The sequence below is a fragment of the Streptomyces sp. WM4235 genome (assembly GCF_001279725.1).
Classification (GTDB): Bacteria; Actinomycetota; Actinomycetes; order Streptomycetales; family Streptomycetaceae; genus Streptomyces.
The window spans coordinates 21,078-39,358 of the sequence record NZ_LGDE01000426.1 but is presented as its reverse complement, the minus strand read 5'-3'; the positions used below and the strand labels follow the sequence as shown (position 1 = coordinate 39,358).

Genomic DNA, 18,281 nt, shown 5'->3' with positions numbered 1-18,281 from the left:
GGGTTCAGGAAGCGGGGCCCGCGTCCGCGACGGAGGCCATCAGCTCCGACAGCGACAGGTTGAAACGCGTCAGCAGCCCGGTGAAGGACTCGCGCTCCTCCTCCGTCCAACCGTCGGTCACGCGAGCCATCAGCTCGCGCCGCGAGGACCGGACCTCCTCCAGCCGCGCCAGCCCGCGCGGGGACAGCGCGAGCACCACGGCCCGGCCGTCCTCGGGGTGCGAGGTCCGCTTGACCAGGCCGCCGTCGACGAGCGGGGCCACCTGGCGGGTGACGGTCGACGAGTCGATGCCCATGCCGCCGGCGAGCGCCTTGACGCCCATCGGGCCTTCCAGGTCGAGTCGGTTCAGCAGCAGGTAGGCGGCTCGGTCCATCGAGTTGCGGGCCTGACCGACTCCGCCGAGGCGGGTCTGCTCCGCCCGGCGGGCGAAGACCGCCACCTGGTGCTGGAGCGCGTCGAGGAGACCGGCTTGGGCGGGCGTTTCGGCCACCGTGGGCAGGTCGGAACTGGCCGGGATGGAGGGCATGGCCGTGGGCTCTCTTCGCGTGGGTCCGACAAGGATGGGGGACAGAGTACGCGGCCGTGCGGCGGCTCGTACGCCTCGTACGAGAACTGATACGACCATCGCCGGACGGAGCGCGGGCGCCGTCGCGATTGGCGTGATCCCGCCCCCGGCGTCCCGATCCCCGGTCGGCCGGTTTCCCACCCCTGGCGGCGGGTCCCCCCTTTCCCGGGCCCCGTCTCACGGGTTCGACGTCCTGCGCCCCGATCCGCGCGGACTGCGAGACTGGCCACATGAACTACCGCGTGCCGACGCCCGTCCCCCAGGTCATCCTCGACGACGTCCGGGGGGCCCAGAAGATGCTGTCGGGCGTCTCGCGGGTCACCGCGATGGAAGGCAGTCGACACCTCTCCGCGCTGACCGGATCTCCGGTCCACTTCAAGTGCGAGAACCTCCAGCGGACGGGTTCCTTCAAGCTGCGCGGGGCGTACGTGCGCATCGCGGGCCTGCGCCCCGAGCAGCGCGCCGCCGGTGTGGTCGCGGCCAGTGCCGGCAACCACGCTCAGGGCGTCGCGCTGGCCTCGTCCCTCCTGGGCGTGCGTTCCACGGTGTTCATGCCCGTGGGGGCGCCGCTGCCGAAGGTGGCGGCGACCCAGGAGTACGGCGCCGAGGTGATCATGTACGGGCAGGTGGTCGACGAGACCCTCGCCGCCGCCCAGGAACACGCCGACCGCACCGGGGCGGTGTTCATCCACCCCTTCGACCACCGCGACATCATCGCGGGTCAGGGCACGGTCGGCCTGGAGATCCTGGAGCAGTGCCCGGAGGTGCGCACGATCCTCGTCGGCATCGGCGGGGGCGGGCTCGCCGCCGGCGTCGCGGTCGCGGTGAAGGCGCTGCGGCCCGACGTGAAGGTCATCGGCGTGCAGGCGGCGGGCGCCGCCGCGTACCCGCCCTCGCTCAAGGTCGGCTACCCGGTGTCGATCGACAACCCGAACACGATGGCGGACGGCATCAAGGTCGGCCGACCCGGCGACGTCCCCTTCAAGATCATCGGTGAACTCCTCGACGACGTCCGCACGGTGTCGGAGGACGCGCTCTCCAGCGCCCTGCTGCTCTGCCTGGAGCGGGCCAAGCTCGTGGTCGAGCCGGCCGGCTGCAGTCCGGTCGCCGCGCTGCTGAGCGAGCCCGAACTGTACGGCGGCGGCCCGGTGGTGGCGATCCTGTCCGGCGGGAACGTCGATCCGCTGCTCCTCCAGCGGATCCTGCGGCACGGCATGGCGGCGGCCGGCCGCTACCTCTCGCTGCGGCTGCGCGTGAGCGACCGGCCCGGAGCGCTGGCCGGTCTGCTCGGGGTGTTGTCGACGGTGGACGCGAACGTGTTGGACGTCAGTCACGTCCGGACCGATCCGCGGCTGGGACTCACCGAGGTGGAGGTGGAACTGCACCTGGAGACCAAGGGGCCCGAGCACTGCGCCCAGGTCGCGCGGTCGTTGCACGCCGCGGGGTACACGGTCATGAGCTGAGGTCGGGGCGCCGTCGCGTCGGCACTCGCGGCGGGTCCCCGATCGGGGCGGGACGCGCGGGGCCTCGCACATCCGAACGGAACTCCCCGCCCCATGGCGGTACGCGATATGACGCGATACCGTACCGGCTCGGCTCGTGCGCGCCCGGAGTCGGGCGGTCGAGTCTTCGCGAAGCCGGGCGGAACTCGTGTCCCGCCCATAAGATTTGCCCGGGAAACACCCGATTCGCTCTGGGAGAATCCTTATGCCAGGCGCCATCTACGCCGAAGGCCTGGTGAAGACCTTCGGTGACGTACGGGCTCTGGACGGCGTGGACCTCGATGTTCCCGAAGGAACCGTCCTGGGCCTTCTCGGCCCGAACGGCGCGGGCAAGACCACGGCCGTGCGCGTCCTGACCACCCTCCTGCGACCCGACAGCGGCAGAGCCCTCGTCGCGGGGTTCGACGTACTCGAGAACCCCGACCAGGTCCGCCGCTCCATCGGCCTCTCGGGCCAGTTCGCGGCGGTGGACGAGTACCTCACCGGCCGCGAGAACCTCCACATGGTCGGCCGGCTCTACCAGTTGAACTCCAAGGCGGCGAAGGCCCGCGCCGCCGAACTGCTGGAGCGCTTCAACCTCGCCGAGGCCGCCGACCGGACGGCCAAGACCTACTCGGGCGGCATGCGCAGGCGCCTCGACCTCGCCGCCGCGCTCGTCGTCAGCCCGCCCGTGATGTTCATGGACGAGCCGACCACCGGACTCGACCCCCGCAACCGGCAGCAACTGTGGGGCATCATCCGCGAACTCGTGGCGGGGGGCACCACCCTGCTGCTCACCACCCAGTACCTGGAGGAGGCCGACCACCTCGCCCACGACATCTGCGTCGTCGACCGGGGCAGGGTCATCGCGCGCGGCACCTCCGACCAGCTCAAGGCCCGTACCGGCGGCGAGCGGGTGGAGGTCGTCGTCCACGAAAGGGACCACCTCGCCACGGCGCGCGCGGTGCTCGCCGGTTTCGGCAAGGGCGAGGCCGGCGTCGAGGAACACACCCGCAAGCTCACCGTTCCGGTGTCCGGCGGCGCCAGACTGCTCGCCGAGATCATCCGCGAACTCGACGGCCGGGGCATCGAGATCGACGACATCGGACTGCGCCGGCCCACGCTCGACGACGTGTTCATCTCGCTGACCGGCCACGCGGCGGAACGGGACGCGGGGAACGGCGCCCCGGACGGCACCGCGGCCACGACCGGGGCCGAGCCCGAGGGCGACACGGCGCGGAAGGAGCAGGTGAAGTGAGCAGCACGACCGACTCCCTGGTCATCGCACATCGCAACCTCCTGCGGATGAGCAGGATCCCCGAGATGATCCTGTTCGGGCTCATCCAGCCGGTGATGTTCGTGGTCCTCTTCACGTACGTCTTCGGCGGGTCCATCAACGTTCCGGGGGCGCCCGCGGGCAGCGCGAGCGCCTACAAGGAATTCCTCATGGCCGGCATCTTCGCGCAGACCGTCACCTTCGCCACGGCGGGCGCGGGCGCCGGCATCGCCGACGACATGCACAAGGGGCTCATCGACCGGTTCCGCTCGTTGCCGATGGCGCGCGGCGCCGTGCTCACGGGCCGCACCCTCGCCGACCTCGTACAGACGGCGGTGACGCTGACCGTACTGGCGGGCGTGGCCTTGATCGTCGGCTGGCGTACGCACGAGAACATCGGCAAGGTGCTGGGAGGGTTCGCCCTGCTCCTGCTGCTCGGCTACGCGTTCACCTGGATCGGCGCCCTCATCGGCCTGACCGTGCGGACGCCGGAGGCGGCGACCTCGGGCGGTCTGATCTGGCTGTTCCCGCTGACCTTCATCTCGATCGCCTTCGTCCCGGTCAACGGCATGCCGAGGTTCCTCCAGTACGTCGCCGAGTGGAACCCGTTCAGTGCCACGGTGGCGGCGTCCCGCGGGCTGTTCGGCAACACGATCGACGGGGTTCCGCTGTCGGTGACCGGCGCCTGGCCGATGCTGCATCCCGTGTGGGCCTCGATCATCTGGTCAGTGGTGATCATCGCGGTGTTCCGCACGCTGGCGGTCCGCAAGTACCGCCGAGTGGACGCCTGATTCCGTCTCCTGATTCCGTCCCTTGAAAGCGCGGACGGCATCACACGGACGGCATCGGGAAGCCCGCCGATCGCATCCGGCGGGCTTCCTCGTACTCACGAGCAGAAGAGCGTGTACCCGGACTTCTTGTAGAAGGTGATGCGTCCGTTCACCTTCGCGCTCGCCAAGGTGGCGTACTTGCCGCACGGCGGAATCGCCGCCTTCGTCGTCACCTTGCCCGCGGAGATCGTCTTGCAGGTCGTGGAGATCGCGACGTCGGGGGTGTACGGGTGCGCCGCCAGCAAGGTGACGCAGAACTTGGTCGGGGCGTTGGGGCCGTTGAGGTTGGCCGAGCCGACGACTTTGCCGCCGCTTGCATAGGGGGCCTTCACCGTGCCCGACGCCTGCGCGTCCGCTTGGGCCGTCAGCGCACTGGTGAAAACAAGCGCGACGGCCGCGGCTGCGGTTCCCGCCAATCGGAATACGCCCTTCACAATTCGCTCCTCGCTCATGCGCGGTGGGGTGTTCGCCTCGTGCGGTGCCTCGGTCGGCGCCTTGTTCGATGTCTTGTTCGGGTGAGCACGAGAGAAGCTACTCGCCATGTGTGGACGTTCGTGATGCGAATCCGGCCAGGTTTCGGCCTGATTCGGACCGTGAAGGACGGGCGGCGTCGGCTTCCGGGAGGCGTGCGGGAAGAGCCCGGTCACGCGAGAGCCCCCGCCCGGATCCGATCCGGGCGGGGGCTCTCGACGTGCGCGGGTGCTCAGCCGGTGAAGGGCTTGACGTCGAGGATCTTGACGGCCGCCGTCTTGCCGTTCGGCAGCTCGTACGAGGCGTCCTCGCCGATCTTCTTGCCCATCACGCCGGTGCCCAGCGGGGACTGCGGGGAGTAGGTCTCGAAGTCCGAGGACGCGTACTCGCGCGAGGCCAGCAGGAACTCCATGGTGTCGTCCTCGTCGCCGTCGAAGGCGATCTTGACGAGAGTGCCGGGGGCGACCACGCCGTCGGAGGCGGGGGCGGTGCCGACCTTCGCGTTCTCCAGGAGCTGGGTCAGCTGGCGGACCCGGAGCTCCTGCTTGCCCTGCTCCTCCTTGGCCGCGTGGTAACCGCCGTTCTCACGCAGGTCGCCCTCTTCGCGGGCAGCTGCGATCTTCGTGGCGATCTCCGTGCGTGCGGGACCAGAGAGGTAGTCCAGCTCTGCCTTCAGCTGGTCGTACGCCGCCTGGGTCAGCCAGGTGACGCTCTCGCTCGTCTGGGTCACGGGTGCTCCTCGTCGGTACAGGGGACTTCAAAGCCGCCAGCGGCGGACGAAACCACGAGCCTAACAATTCGGGAAGAAAAGGGGGAGGACACCCTGTGTATGAAGTGTGTCATCGCGCGTCGCCGGGCCGGGCGGCGTCGCAGGTCACACGCCTGGTGCGGGGTGCGAGGGCAATCTTCCCGGGCGTGGCGCGCTACCGATCCGTAATGGGCGCCACCGGTCAGGAACGGTCAGTACCGGTCGGTGGCGGGGCCGTGGCCCCCGGGCTGCCCGACCCGGCAAGATCCGACCCGGCAAGATCCGAGAGGGCGGGATCCGAGAGGGCGGGATCCGGAAGGGACGGCCTACGAGGCGGCGCCGGCGGCCTGGCAGCCGACCAGCTCGACCATCGTCGCCCGCCCGGTGGTCTTCAGCGAGACGACCTCGTCCACGCGCGCGTCCCGCTGCCCGAAGGTGAAGTCGGCGCGGCCCACCTCGCCGTGCCCCTCGTCCTGGGAACTGAGGGTGCAGACCCCGGTCACCCCGGTGTCCTTGCGGACCTCCAGGTGCACCTTGACCTCGCTGTCCGACACGATCTGGAACTTGATCACCTCGGCGCTGACGGTCTGCCCGCCGACGTAGTCCCAGCCGATCCAGCCGACCACGCCCAGCAGCCCGACCCCGAGCACGGACCCGACGATCTTGAGCTTCCGGTCCGCGCGCTCGTCCGCCGACCGGCCGTAGCGACCCTCGGGCAGTCCTTCGCGCACCGTGCTCATCGATCGTTCCTTTCGCGAGGGCCGGGAAGCCTCGCTCCTCCGGTCCGGTCACCGTAACCGGAGGATGTCACGCCCCCCGGTCCGGGGCGGAATCAGGGGGCCGTCGGCGCGGGCGGTGAAAGCGGAATCCGAGGGCCCGGGAAAACCGGCGAAGGGCGGCCCGGGCACGCATTACCTTGGTCGGACCGCATGTACACGGGCACCGCGTGCGGGGCCTCGTCCCCCGGGACGAGTGTGCCGGGAATCTCCCTCGTCTCCGTTTGTTGAGGGGAGGAGTGACTATAGAAGGCGCCCACCGGCCTTCCCTTTTGCCAGACGAGTACCAGAGGATCCTGTCTTGACCGAGCAGCTTCGACTGATGGCCGTCCACGCCCACCCCGACGACGAGTCGAGCAAGGGCGCGGCCACCATGGCCAAGTACGTGTCCGAAGGGGTGCCCGTGCTGGTGGTGACCTGCACCGGCGGTGAGCGCGGCTCCGTCCTGAACCCCAAGCTCCAGGGGGACAAGTACATCGAGGAGCACATCCACGAGGTCCGCGCCAAGGAGATGGACGAGGCGCGCGAGATCCTCGGCATCGAGCAGGAGTGGCTCGGCTACGTCGACTCCGGGCTGCCCGAGGGCGACCCGCTGCCGCCGCTGCCCGAAGGCTGCTTCGCGCTCGCCGACGTCGACGAGGCCGCCGGCCGCCTGGTGAAGAAGATCCGCGCCTTCCGGCCGCAGGTCGTCACCACGTACGACGAGAACGGCGGGTACCCGCACCCCGACCACATCATGACCCACCAGATCTCCATGGTGGCCTTCGAGGGCGCGGCGGACACCGAGAAGTACCCGGAGGCCGAGTTCGGCCCGGCCTACCAGCCGCAGAAGCTCTACTACAACCAGGGCTTCAACAAGCCGCGCACCGTCGCCCTGCACGAGGCGCTGCTCTCCCGCGGCCTGGAGTCCCCCTACGGGGAGTGGCTGGAGCGCTGGAAGGAGTTCGAGCGCACCGAACGCACGCTGACCACGCACGTCCCCTGCGCGGACTTCTTCGAGATCCGTGACAAGGCGCTGATCGCGCACGCCACGCAGATCGACCCGGACGGCGGCTGGTTCCGCGTTCCGATGGAGATCCAGAAGGAGGTCTGGCCGACCGAGGAGTACGAACTGGCGAAGTCGCTGGTGGACACTTCCCTCCCCGAGTCCGACCTCTTCGCGGGCATCCGGGAGAATGCGTAGTCATGAGCGCTACGCAGGAAGCAATCGTCCAGCTCCTCCCGCTGGCCGGCGACACCTTCGACAAGAACAAGGTGACCCCGGGAATCCTCGGTTTCATCGTGTTCGCGGCCCTCGCCCTCGGGGTGTGGGGCCTGATGAAGTCGATGAGCAGGCACATGGGCCGGGTGGACTTCAAGGAAGCCCCCGAACCGGCGGCCAAGGGCACGGCGACGGACGGCACGCGGGCCCCGTAGGCCCCTGCCCCGCGGGCCCCTGAGCCCGCGGGGCCCACGCGGGCGTCGGACGCACGCGCGACGACCGCCGCCCCACCCGCGGACCGGTGGGGCGGTGGCACGTACGCGTGCGGTGGCACGTACGCGTGCGCGATCACGGCAGGCGCCGGGACGCCCGGACCGCCGGTCCCCGGCGGGTCCCGTCCGGGCCGTCAGGCGACCGGCACCACCGGCACCCCCATGACCTCCCGCGACCGCAGGTTCGGGACCATGCCCAGGCGCCACGCCTGCCAGCCCTCCGCCGGATCCACGCCCCGCCCCAGGATCACCCCGTACGTCTCCAGGCAGTCCTCCAGCCGCCGGTCACGCAGCGGGTGCGGGGCCGCCGCCAGCCGAGCCAGCTCCGCCCGCGCCTCGTCCGAGGCGCCCGGGACCGACGGCACCGCGTACGGCAGCATCGTGCAGCGCAGGAAACGCGCCCAGTCCTCCCCGCGCAGGTCCCCGTACGAGGCGAACAGCCGGGCCGCCTCCTCGCACAGCCCCAGCGCCTGCGGGACCCGCGCGTTGCCCGCGTCCACGATCGCCAGCTCCAGGCAGGTCCAGCCCTCACCGTGGGCCAGCCCGATCCGCCGGAAGTCCGCCCGCGCGTCCACCAGCAGCTGGCGGGCGAAACCGGAGTTCCGCAGGTTCCCCGTCTGCGCCGCCCGCTGGTCGCGCGTCACCCGCCCCGAGTGGTGCCGGGCGTGCGCCAGCCCGTACACGTCCCGCATCCGGGAGAACATCGTCCGGGCCCGCTCCAGCTCCCGCACCGCCCTGTCCCGCTCGCCGTCCTCCTCCAACGCCTGCCCGAGGTAGTACAGCGTCCACGCCTCGCCGCGCGCGTCCTCCGCCAGCCGGTGCCGGGCCAGCGCGTCCCGCAGCCGCTCCAGCGCCGGCCCCGGGTCCCCGTCCACCACCCGCGCCCGGCCCAACTGGGTCAAAGCCCAGGCCTGGCCCCGGTCGCCCGTACATCTCCAGGGCCAGCCGCAGCTCCGGCTCCGCCCGCTCCGGCGCACCCATCCGCAGGTACACCTGCCCTAGCTGGAAGTGCGCCCACGCCTCCCCGTGCACGCTCTCGCTCTCCCGGTGCAGGGCGATGGACCGCTCCAGCAGCGTCAGCGCCTCCCCGAGCTCCGCCCGGTCCCGCTGCACCGCAGCCAGCGCGTGCAACCCCCACGCCCGGTCACCCGCCAGCTCCGGCGACTCCTGGAGGGCCAGCGCCTCGCGCAGCCGGGCCGCCGCCTCCGGAAGGTTGCCCTGGTGGTGCAGGGTGATGCCCAACGACACCAGGGCCATCGCCGCGCCCGCCTCCTGCTCGGCCTCCATGTACTGGTCGACGACCGAGGTCAACGTGGTGCGGGCCTTGTCCAGGTCGCCGAGCTGGCGCGCGGCGATGCCCGTGCGCCACTGCACCGAGCGGGCCATCCGGCCGCCCCGCCCCGGCTCCCCCCGCTGCCCCGCCTCCACTGCCTGGGTCAGCTCGTTGATCTCACCCAGCCGGTACAGGTCCCCGCGCAGCAGACAGAAGTCGCACAGCGCGCCCAGCAGGTCCAGCACCGCCTGCTGATCCACGTCCTGCGAGTGCCGCAGCGCCGCCGTGATGAAGCTCGACTCGTCGTCCAGCCAGCGCAGCGCCGCGTCCAACGAGGCGAAGCCGTGCCCGCCGAAGTGGTTGGCGCGGGTGGACATCTTCCCGTCGACCATCCGGATCACCGAGTCCGCGAGCTGCGCGTAGTTGCGGATCAGCCGCTCGTGGGCCGCCGCCGCCTCCGCCCGGTCCTCGTCGGCCGTCAACCGCGCCGCCGCGTACGCACGCACCGCGTCGTGCATCCGGTACCGCTCCCCGCGCACCGGGTCCAGCAGGCCCGCCCGCGCCAGCTCGCGCAGCAGCCGCCCCGCCTCCACCTGGTCCGCGTCGATCAGCGCCGCCGCCGCGGACGGCCCGAGCGAGGCCCGCCCGGCCAGCGTCAGGCGCCGCAACAGCCGACGCCGCTCCTCGGGCAGCCGTACGTACGCCAGGTCCAGCGCGTGCTCCAAGGTGCCGCCGGAGCCCCCGGCCGCCCCTGCCTCCCCCAGCGGAGCCAGCACGCGCAGCGCCAACGGCAGCCCCGCACCGAGCACCGACAACTCCCGCACGGCCTCCTCGCCGTACGCGGGACCGCCCGCCGCCTCCGCGCCGGCGCGCAGCACCTCGGCCGCCTCCGGCTCCGACAGGCGGGCCAGCGGAAGCTGGTGCACCCACGCCGCCAGGTCGGTGGGCAACTCCAGCGGGCCGGAGGCCGTCACCAGGACCAGACTGTCGGACCGCTCCGGAACCAGCGTCCGGACCTGCGCCGCGTCCACCGCGTCGTCCACCACGACCGTCACCGGCAGCCCCTGGAGGTGTTGGTGATACAACTCCCCGAGCCGCCGCACCTGTTGCTCCGCCGAGGCCCCCTCGCGGAACAACAACTGCTCGCGCGGGGCGCCCAGCCGGTTCAGCAGGTGCAACAACGCCTCCCGCGTCGACAGCGGGGCCTCCGCGGCGCCGCCGTACGGGGAACCGCCCCGCAGGTCCACCACGCACGCCCCGCGGAACTGGTCCCGCAGCGCGTGCGCCGCCCGCAACGCCAACGCGGTACGCCCCGAACCGGGCTCGCCGTGCACCACCACGACCACCGGCCGGGTCTCGGTACTGGCCCGCGCCGCCTGCACCCACTGCGCGATACGCGTCAGTTCCGCCCGGCGACCCGTGAACCCCTCGTCCGTGCGAGGGAGTTGATTGAACGACTGCTCCAGCACACTGCGCCGCCGCGCCTCCGCGCTGCGATCCGTCCCGCGCAGCGCCGGCCCGGAGCCCGTCGTCTGCTTCACGAGGCCGACCGCGCCACCGTTGACGCCCGACCGGACGCGCGGCGGATTGCGCACCGCCGTCGCCACCAGGCGCTGCTGCTCCAGAAAGGGCCGAATGCCGCGCACCTCCAGCGCCGACAGCCACTGCAGCCTCAACTGCTCCGGACCGCCCGGCCTGCCCGCCTCCCCGGCCCGCCGGTTCGCCGCCGGCAGGTGAAGAGCCGTCACCTTGACCGCCGTCGTGGCCGCCCCCGCGACGCCCACGACCATGCCCGTACTGAACGCCGTACCGGCCGCCACGCCGAAGGCCAGGTCCGCCCCGACCGCCGCGACCGCCCCGACCGCCGTGACCAGCAACGCCGTCGAACTGTTCGCGCGCCGGAACGCCTCGCCCAGCGACTGGTCCCCGGCCGCCGCCTCGTCCAGGGCGCGCACGTACGCCTCGTACTCCTCGGAGGCGCTCGCGGCTAGCGTGTCCAGGGACTCCCGGCCGCGCGCCAGCAGGGCCGCCTTGTCGACCGGCGCCCCCGGAGCGGCCCGGCGCTCCTCCTCGTCCACGGCTCGCACCAGAAGCCGTTCGGCCTCCACACGATGACTGTCCCGCATCGGCATCCCCCTCAGAGCGCTCCGGCAACGTGCCCCAAGTGTCCTGCGGGACGGTCGCGAGCGCGAGGGAATCCGAACCGGTTCAGAGGGAGTTGGCGCGTCTTCGGTCGACCGCGTGCATATATGTACGGCCGGGCGCCGGGGGAGCTGCCCGGCCGCGCCTCCCGGACAGATCAGTAGGCTGATCCGAACATCCGACAGTGTGGTGGGGGCGGCACGATGACGGGGACACCGACGCGCGCCGCCGAACGCCGCCGCGCTGAACGCCGCCGCGCTGAACGCCGCCGCGCTGAACGCCGCCGCGCGGAACGCCGCCGCGCGGAACGGCACCGTGTCCTGCCCGCCGCACTGACCGCCTCGCTCTGCGCCGCCCTCGCGACGGCCCTGCTCTCGGGCGGCTGCGCACCCGCACCGCGCGGATTCGCCGTACGGTACGAGGCCCCCGCCGCCGGCGACGAACGCGAGGCCGCCTTCCTGCGCGACGGGAAGCACGCCGACCGGGCCGTCACCCGCCTGAACGCCTACCTCGACCTCCCCGACCGGGTCACCGTCGTCGCCCGCTCCTGCGCGGGCGAGGGCACCGCCTACGACCCCGCCGCGCACCGCATCGACCTCTGCTACGACGACATGGCGGAGGACCGGGAACTCCTCACGACGGACGAGAAGGTCGGCGCGATCGTCGCCGAGAGCGTCTACCACGAGGCGGGCCACGCCCTCGTCGAGGCCCTCGAACTCCCCGTCGGACCCGACCCCGACGAGGAGAACACCGCCGACCGCTTCGCGGCCCTGATGCTGCTCCGCGAGGGCCCGGACGGGGAACGCGCCCTGCGGACCGCCGCCGAGGAGTACGAACTCCTCGCGGCGCGGGAGCCGGACACCGCCCCCGACGAGGACGAACACGCCCCACCGGCCGACCGCGCCGCCGCCTACCTCTGCCTCCTGCACGGCGCCGCCCCCGACCGCCACCCGGACCTCGCCACCCGCACCCGCGACTGCGCCCCCACCTGGCCCACCACCCGCGCCACCTGGGAACACGCCCTGGCCCCGCTGCTGAGGTGATCGGCCGGCGGCGGGGCGTCGCGGCGGTCCGTCGCTCCGAGTACGCGAGCACCCACTTCAAGCGCGCCGCGGCGCCCCGCGCGTCCTCGACTCCGAACAGTTCGCGCCGGGCGGCTGCGATCTCCTGCTCGGTGAGCGCGCCGTGTTCCTCCTCGTGGGATGCCACGATCTCGGCGAGTCCGTCCATGGCGAGCGGGTGCCTGACAGCCTCGGTGATGTAGCTGGAAAGTCCACGGCGACCGGTTCGAGATCGCAGCTCACTGATCAGCTCTGCCGGCATGAACACGGAAATTCCGGCACGCGATCCCAGTGCCCCGCCGCTTTCGATGGAAGACGGTGAGGGGCGACTTCTCGGTCCCTACAGGACCCCAAGGTCAACCGTGACGGAGAAAGGCGCGGTGGCCTTCACCGTGCCCGTGAACATCTCGCCGTCCCTGTAAGCCTTGGTGGCGGGATCGAGAACGTAGGTGTAGACGATCGGGACACCGGTGGCGGCCTGCTCGACCCGCCAGTAGAACGGAATGCCGGCCTTGGCGTACTGGTCCACCTTGACGATCCGGTCCGTGGTCTCCGAACCGGGTGACACGACCTCGACGACCAGGAGTACGTGCTCGGGGCGGGTAGGCGTGAGGTCGATGGTCTCTGCCCGGTACACGATGACGTCCGGACGGCGGTTGGTGAGCGGAACGTCCTGCAGACGGACGTCGAAGTCCGTGTCGGCGTTCCAGTCCGGGCCCGCGGCGGCGTCCAGGGCATTGGCCAGGACCCGCGCCAGCCGGTTGTGCCGTTTGGAGGCGCTCGGGCTCACGACGACCATCCCGTCCACGATCTCGATGCCGGCGCACTGCTCCTCGGACCAAGAGTCGTACTGTTCCGCGCTGATCTGCGAATGCATCCACGCGGGCGCCACCATCTCGGCGGTCATGGTGTACCTCCTTCGAGGGGCCTCGGCAGGTCCGGCGCTGCTGCGCCCAGCCTACTGTTCCGAGGTGTCGGGCCGCCTGACTTGGAGGAACGCCGGGAGAAGTTCGACGCCGACCGTGAGGGGAAGGAGCCGCCCGCCACGGGATGACTCATACGTGCAATTCAGCCAAGCGGGGCGGGCTCGTGAGGGTTTCGTTGGTCGCGTCAGACGCTGTGAGAGGCTGGGCCGTATGAACCGGTTGGCTGGTGTGACCTCGCCCTATCTGCTTCAGCACGCCGACAATCCCGTCGACTGGTGGCCCTGGACGCCGGAGGCATTCGAGGAGGCACGACGGCGTGATGTGCCCGTTCTGCTCTCGGTCGGCTATTCCGCGTGTCACTGGTGCCACGTCATGGCCCACGAGTCCTTCGAGGACGAGCTGACCGCCGCCTACATGAACGAGCACTTCGTCAACGTCAAGGTGGACCGCGAGGAGCGGCCCGACATCGACGCCGTCTACATGGAGGCCGTACAGGCCGCGACGGGGCAGGGCGGCTGGCCCATGACGGTGTTCCTCAACGCCGAGGCCGAACCGTTCTACTTCGGCACCTACTTCCCGCCCGAGCCCCGGCACGGCATGCCCTCCTTCACCCAGGTGCTCGAAGGCGTGCGCACCGCGTGGGTCGGCCGGCCCGATGAGGTCGCCGAGGTCGCGTCGCGCATCACGCGCGATCTGTCCGAGAGGCAGTTGGACTACGGCAAGGCCGAGGCTCCCGGGCCCGAGGAGGCGGCGCGTGCGCTGCTCGCGCTGACGCGTGAGTACGACTCCACCCGCGGCGGGTTCGGCGGCGCGCCGAAGTTCCCGCCGTCCATGGTGCTGGAGTTCCTGCTGCGCCACCACGCCCGGACCGGAGCCGAGGGGGCCTTGCAGATGGCCGCCGACACCTGTGAGGCGATGGCCCGCGGCGGTATCTACGACCAGTTGGGCGGCGGGTTCGCCCGGTACGCGGTCGACCGGGAGTGGGTCGTGCCGCACTTCGAGAAGATGCTCTACGACAACGCGCTCCTGTGCCGGGTCTACGCCCACCTCTGGCGCTCCACCGGGTCGGAGCTCGCCCGCCGCGTGGCGCTGGAGACCGCGGACTTCATGGTCAGGGAGCTGCGTACCCGCGAGGGTGGCTTCGCCTCCGCCCTCGATGCCGACAGCGAGGACCCGTCGACCGGCCGGCACGTGGAGGGCGCGTACTACGCCTGGACGCCCGCGCGGTTGCGCGAGGTGCTCGGCGAGGAGGACGGGGAGGCGGCCGCCGCCTGCTTCGGGGTGACCGAGGAGGGGACCTTCGAGCACGGCGCCTCCGTGCTGCAACTCCCGAAGGACGGGCCGGCCCTGGACGCGGCGAAGGTCGCCGACATCAAGGCCCGGCTGCTCGCGGCTCGCTCCGGGCGGCCCGCGCCCGGCCGGGACGACAAGGTGGTGGCCGCCTGGAACGGGCTGGCCATCGCGGCGCTCGCCGAGTGCGGGGCGTTCTTCGAGCGGCCCGATCTCGTCGAGCGCGCCACCGAGGCGGCCGACCTGCTGGTGCGGGTCCACTTCGACGCCACGGCCGGGCCCCGCCTGGCCCGCACCAGCAAGGACGGGATCGTCGGCCTCAACGCCGGGGTCCTGGAGGACTACGGCGATGTCGCGGAGGGCTTCCTGGCGCTGGCCTCGGTGACCGGCGAGGGGGTCTGGCTGGAGTTCGCGGGCTTCCTCGTGGACCTGGTGCTGGACCGGTTCACCGCCGAGGACGGCTCGTTGTACGACACGGCGCACGACGCCGAGAAGCTGATCCGGCGTCCCCAGGACCCGACGGACACGGCGGCGCCCTCGGGCTGGACAGCCGCCGCCGGCGCGCTGCTCTCGTACGCCGCGCACTCCGGTTCGCAGGCGCACCGCACGGCCGCCGAGCGGGCGCTCGGGGTGGTTCAGGCGCTCGGGCCGCGGGTTCCGCGTTTCATCGGGCATGGGCTGGCGGTCGCGGAGGCGCTGATGGACGGGCCGCGCGAGGTGGCCGTGGTGGGCCATCCGGAGGATCCGGCGACGGCGGCGCTGCACCGGACGGCGTTGCTGGGGACGGCTCCCGGCGCGGTGGTGGCGGTCGGTCTGCCACTGGCGGCGGACGGCGGCGCGGCGGAGTTCCCGCTGCTGGTCGACCGCGCGTTGACGGACGACCTCCCGACGGCGTACGTCTGCCGGCACTTCGTCTGCGCCCGCCCCACGACCGAACCGGCCGAACTGGCCGAGCAGGTGGGCGGCGCGCACCCCTGAGCCCGAGGGGCGGGGGAGTCGCGTCCGCGGTCGCGCCCCGCAGTCGCGTCCGGCGTCGGTCCGGTGGCATCGCCGGCGGACCGACCGCCCGGCGACGTCAGTGCTGGTAGGCGGCGAGGGAGATGCCCACGTAGTGGGCGACGAAGGCCGCGAGCGTCAGCGAGTGGAACACTTCGTGGAACCCGAAGAAGCGGGGGGAGGGGTTGGGGCGCTTCATGCCGTAGATGACCCCTCCCACGCTGTAGAGCAGCCCGCCGACGATCACCAGCACGAGGACGGCGATGCCGCCGGTGCGCATGAAGTCGGGGAGGAAGAAGACGGCCGCCCACCCCATGGCGATGTAGCAGGGCGTGTACAGCCAGCGCGGGGCGCCGACCCAGAAGACGCGGAAGGCGATGCCGGCGCCGGCGGCGATCCACACCGCCCACAGCAGGGTCCGCCCCGTGGAGGGCGGGAGCAGCAGGACGGTCAGCGGGGTGTAGGTGCCCGCGATGATCAGGAAGATGTTGGCGTGGTCGAGCCGCCGCAGGATCGCCTCGCCGCGGGGGCCCCACGTGCCGCGGTGGTAGACCGCGCTGACGCCGAAGAGCAGGCAGGCCGTGAGGATGTAGACCCCGCAGGCGACGCGCGCCTCGGTCGAGTCGGTGAAGGCCATCAGCGCCAGGCCGGCGACGATCACGGCGGGGAACATTCCCAGGTGGAGCCAGCCGCGCAGCAGCGGCTTGTGTTCCAGGGCGGACTCGACGGCCTCGACGGCCTCGACGACCGGGTGGGCCGGATCGGCCGGGGCGGCCTCGGATGCCGGAGCGGCGGCGGCGTCAGAAGTCATGGCCACATGCTATCTACGGGTCCGTAGGTTTCCGTCAGTCCTCTTTACGGAAGATTGACGCGAGTGGCGATGCTCACGTGAGAAGCCCCCTGGACATATGCGCACATGCACCGGATGATCAGATGAGTGCGGTCGGCACCGGATGAGCGGAGCGCGAAGCGTCCGGGTCGCAGCCCCCACGGGGCAAACACCAAACAAACCCCTCAACAAGGAGCGATCGTGGCGCGCGACAACGCGGCTCCCACTTCCAACCCGACGCAGCACAAGGCGTTGACCTCCTGGGTCGACGAGATCGCCGCCCTGACCGAGCCGGACCGGATCGTCTGGTGTGACGGGTCCGAGGCCGAGTACGAGCGCCTGTGCGAGGAGCTCGTCGCCCAGGGCACGTTCAAGAAGCTCGACCCGGCCAAGCGCCCGAACTCGTACTACGCCGCCTCCGACCCCTCCGACGTCGCGCGCGTCGAGGACCGGACCTTCATCTGCTCCGAGAAGGAGGAGGACGCGGGCCCGACCAACCACTGGAAGGCCCCGGCCGAGATGAAGGCCCTCTTCACCGGCACGGACGGTGGGCAGGGCATCTTCCGCGGCTCCATGAAGGGCCGGACGATGTACGTCGTCCCGTTCTGCATGGGCCCCCTCGGCTCCGAACTCTCCGCGATCGGCGTCGAGATCACCGACTCCGCCTACGTCGCGGTCGCCATGCGCACCATGACCCGCATGGGACAGCCCGTCCTCGACGAGCTCGGCACCGACGGGTTCTTCGTCAAGGCCGTCCACACCCTCGGTGCTCCGCTCGCCGAGGGTCAGGCCGACGTGCCGTGGCCCTGCAACACCACCAAGTACATCTCGCACTTCCCGGAGACCCGCGAGATCTGGTCCTACGGTTCGGGCTACGGCGGCAACGCCCTGCTCGGCAAGAAGTGCTACGCCCTGCGCATCGCGTCCGTCATGGCCCGCGACGAGGGCTGGCTGGCCGAGCACATGCTGATCCTCAAGCTCACCCCGCCGCAGGGCGAGGCCAAGTACATCGCCGCCGCCTTCCCGTCCGCCTGCGGCAAGACGAACCTCGCGATGCTGGAGCCCACGATCCCCGGCTGGACCGTCGAGACCGTCGGCGACGACATCGCCTGGATGCGCTTCGGCGAGGACGGTCGCCTGTACGCGATCAACCCCGAGGCCGGTTTCTTCGGTGTCGCGCCCGGCACCGGCGAGCACACCAACGCCAACGCCATGAAGACGATGTACGCCAACACCGTCTTCACCAACGTCGCGCTCACCGACGACGGCGACGTCTGGTGGGAGGGCATGACCGAGACGTCGCCCGCCCACCTGATCGACTGGAAGGGCAACGACTGGACCCCGGACAGCGAGACCCCGGCGGCCCACCCCAACGCCCGGTTCGCCGTTCCGGCCTCCCAGTGCCCGACGATCGCGCCCGAGTGGGAGGACCCCAAGGGCGTCCCGATCTCCGCGATCCTCTTCGGTGGCCGTCGCGCCTCCGCCGTGCCGCTGGTCACCGAGTCCTTCGACTGGAACCACGGCGTCTTCATCGGCTCGAACATCGCCTCCGAGAAGACCGCCGCCGCCGAGGGCAAGGTCGGCGAGCTGCGCCGCGACCCCTTCGCCATGCTGCCGTTCTGCGGCTACAACATGGGCGACTACATGGGCCACTGGGTCGACGTGGCCAAGGGCAAGGACCAGGCGAAGCTCCCGAAGATCTACTACGTGAACTGGTTCCGCAAGAACGACGCGGGCAAGTTCGTGTGGCCGGGCTTCGGCGAGAACAGCCGCGTCCTGAAGTGGATCGTCGAGCGCCTCGACGGCACCGCCGAGGGCGTCGAGACCCCGATCGGCGTCCTGCCGACCGTGGCCTCCCTCGACACCGACGGCCTGGACCTGCCGGCCGCCGACCTGGACTTCCTCCTCACGGTCGACAAGGAGATCTGGCGCGACGAGGCCGCGCTGGTCCCCGAGCACCTGAACACCTACGGCGACCACACGCCGAAGGAACTGTGGGACCAGTACCACGCGCTCGTCGAGCGCCTGGGCTGACCCGCCCGCCCCGTCCGGGGCCCGAGAACGTGGGAGCCCCCGACCAAGCGGTTCCCACCGCAGCACGTGACCATCGTCAGGAGCGTTCGCGCTTCCGGGCATGTCGTGTG

14 protein-coding genes and 2 pseudogenes are annotated in these 18,281 nt (G+C 71.4%); 8 read left to right on the top strand and 8 right to left on the bottom strand.

What is annotated here, in order from left to right:
• Positions 1-4: 4 nt before the first annotated feature.
• Positions 5-526: a MarR family winged helix-turn-helix transcriptional regulator gene (locus ADK55_RS25680; RefSeq protein WP_053682171.1), complete on the bottom strand. Its 522-nt coding sequence runs from the start codon at positions 524-526 to the stop codon at positions 5-7.
• Positions 527-795: 269 nt separating this feature from the next.
• On the opposite strand from ADK55_RS25680, the gene ilvA reads away from it, so the two are divergent.
• From ilvA to ADK55_RS25665, 3 genes are all read left to right on the top strand, one after another.
• The gene (ilvA, locus tag ADK55_RS25675; RefSeq protein ID WP_053682170.1) at positions 796-2,028 is read left to right on the top strand and encodes a threonine ammonia-lyase; all 1,233 of its coding nucleotides are present in this window, start codon (positions 796-798) and stop codon (positions 2,026-2,028) included.
• A gap of 244 nt (positions 2,029-2,272) precedes the next feature.
• Positions 2,273-3,304 carry an ATP-binding cassette domain-containing protein gene (locus tag ADK55_RS25670; RefSeq protein ID WP_053682169.1) on the top strand — a complete coding sequence of 344 codons (1,032 nt, stop codon included), beginning with the start codon at positions 2,273-2,275 and terminating at the stop codon, positions 3,302-3,304.
• Positions 3,301-4,113, top strand: a complete 813-nt coding sequence (locus tag ADK55_RS25665) for an ABC transporter permease (RefSeq protein WP_053682168.1) — start codon at positions 3,301-3,303, stop codon at positions 4,111-4,113. The genes ADK55_RS25670 and ADK55_RS25665 overlap by 4 nt, the downstream gene beginning before the upstream one ends.
• 95 nt (positions 4,114-4,208) lie before the next feature.
• Here the strand turns inward: ADK55_RS25665 and ADK55_RS38785 are convergent, their stop codons facing one another.
• From ADK55_RS38785 to ADK55_RS25650, 3 genes are all read right to left on the bottom strand, one after another.
• Positions 4,209-4,799 carry a hypothetical protein gene (locus tag ADK55_RS38785; protein WP_159041549.1) on the bottom strand — a complete coding sequence of 197 codons (591 nt, stop codon included), beginning with the start codon at positions 4,797-4,799 and terminating at the stop codon, positions 4,209-4,211.
• Positions 4,800-4,855: 56 nt separating this feature from the next.
• The gene (gene greA, locus ADK55_RS25655; protein ID WP_053682166.1) at positions 4,856-5,353 is read right to left on the bottom strand and encodes a transcription elongation factor GreA; all 498 of its coding nucleotides are present in this window, start codon (positions 5,351-5,353) and stop codon (positions 4,856-4,858) included.
• Between the two features lie 344 nt (positions 5,354-5,697).
• Positions 5,698-6,111 carry a DUF4307 domain-containing protein gene (locus tag ADK55_RS25650; RefSeq protein ID WP_053682165.1) on the bottom strand — a complete coding sequence of 138 codons (414 nt, stop codon included), beginning with the start codon at positions 6,109-6,111 and terminating at the stop codon, positions 5,698-5,700.
• A 337-nt stretch (positions 6,112-6,448) separates the two neighbouring features.
• Between ADK55_RS25650 and mca the strand changes: the two genes are divergently transcribed.
• Together mca and ADK55_RS25640 are read left to right on the top strand one after the other, a co-directional pair.
• Complete coding sequence (gene mca, locus ADK55_RS25645; RefSeq protein ID WP_053682164.1) at positions 6,449-7,330, top strand: mycothiol conjugate amidase Mca; 882 nt, start codon at positions 6,449-6,451, stop codon at positions 7,328-7,330.
• 2 nt (positions 7,331-7,332) lie between these two features.
• A complete protein-coding gene (locus tag ADK55_RS25640; RefSeq protein WP_053682163.1) occupies positions 7,333-7,563 on the top strand; it encodes a hypothetical protein in 231 nt (76 codons plus the stop codon).
• A gap of 191 nt (positions 7,564-7,754) precedes the next feature.
• Here ADK55_RS25640 and ADK55_RS25635 read toward each other — a convergent pair.
• Positions 7,755-11,019 (bottom strand): annotated as a pseudogene (locus ADK55_RS25635) (tetratricopeptide repeat protein).
• A gap of 219 nt (positions 11,020-11,238) precedes the next feature.
• Between ADK55_RS25635 and ADK55_RS25630 the strand changes: the two are divergent.
• Positions 11,239-12,078, top strand: coding sequence for a DUF4344 domain-containing metallopeptidase (locus ADK55_RS25630; RefSeq protein WP_053682162.1), 840 nt, complete (start codon positions 11,239-11,241; stop codon positions 12,076-12,078).
• Between the two features lie 67 nt (positions 12,079-12,145).
• Here ADK55_RS25630 and ADK55_RS40095 read toward each other — a convergent pair.
• Together ADK55_RS40095 and ADK55_RS25625 are read right to left on the bottom strand one after the other, a co-directional pair.
• Positions 12,146-12,358: pseudogene (locus ADK55_RS40095) on the bottom strand (hypothetical protein); the annotation flags it as partial.
• A gap of 78 nt (positions 12,359-12,436) precedes the next feature.
• Positions 12,437-13,003: a Uma2 family endonuclease gene (locus ADK55_RS25625; protein WP_053682161.1), complete on the bottom strand. Its 567-nt coding sequence runs from the start codon at positions 13,001-13,003 to the stop codon at positions 12,437-12,439.
• Positions 13,004-13,232: 229 nt separating this feature from the next.
• On the opposite strand from ADK55_RS25625, the gene ADK55_RS25620 reads away from it, so the two are divergent.
• Positions 13,233-15,290, top strand: a complete 2,058-nt coding sequence (locus tag ADK55_RS25620) for a thioredoxin domain-containing protein (RefSeq protein ID WP_053682160.1) — start codon at positions 13,233-13,235, stop codon at positions 15,288-15,290.
• 97 nt (positions 15,291-15,387) lie between these two features.
• Here the strand turns inward: ADK55_RS25620 and trhA are convergent, their stop codons facing one another.
• Positions 15,388-16,119 carry a PAQR family membrane homeostasis protein TrhA gene (gene trhA / locus ADK55_RS25615; protein WP_053682159.1) on the bottom strand — a complete coding sequence of 244 codons (732 nt, stop codon included), beginning with the start codon at positions 16,117-16,119 and terminating at the stop codon, positions 15,388-15,390.
• A gap of 219 nt (positions 16,120-16,338) precedes the next feature.
• On the opposite strand from trhA, the gene ADK55_RS25610 reads away from it, so the two are divergent.
• Positions 16,339-18,171 carry a phosphoenolpyruvate carboxykinase (GTP) gene (locus tag ADK55_RS25610; protein WP_053682158.1) on the top strand — a complete coding sequence of 611 codons (1,833 nt, stop codon included), beginning with the start codon at positions 16,339-16,341 and terminating at the stop codon, positions 18,169-18,171.
• Positions 18,172-18,281 lie beyond the last annotated feature (110 nt).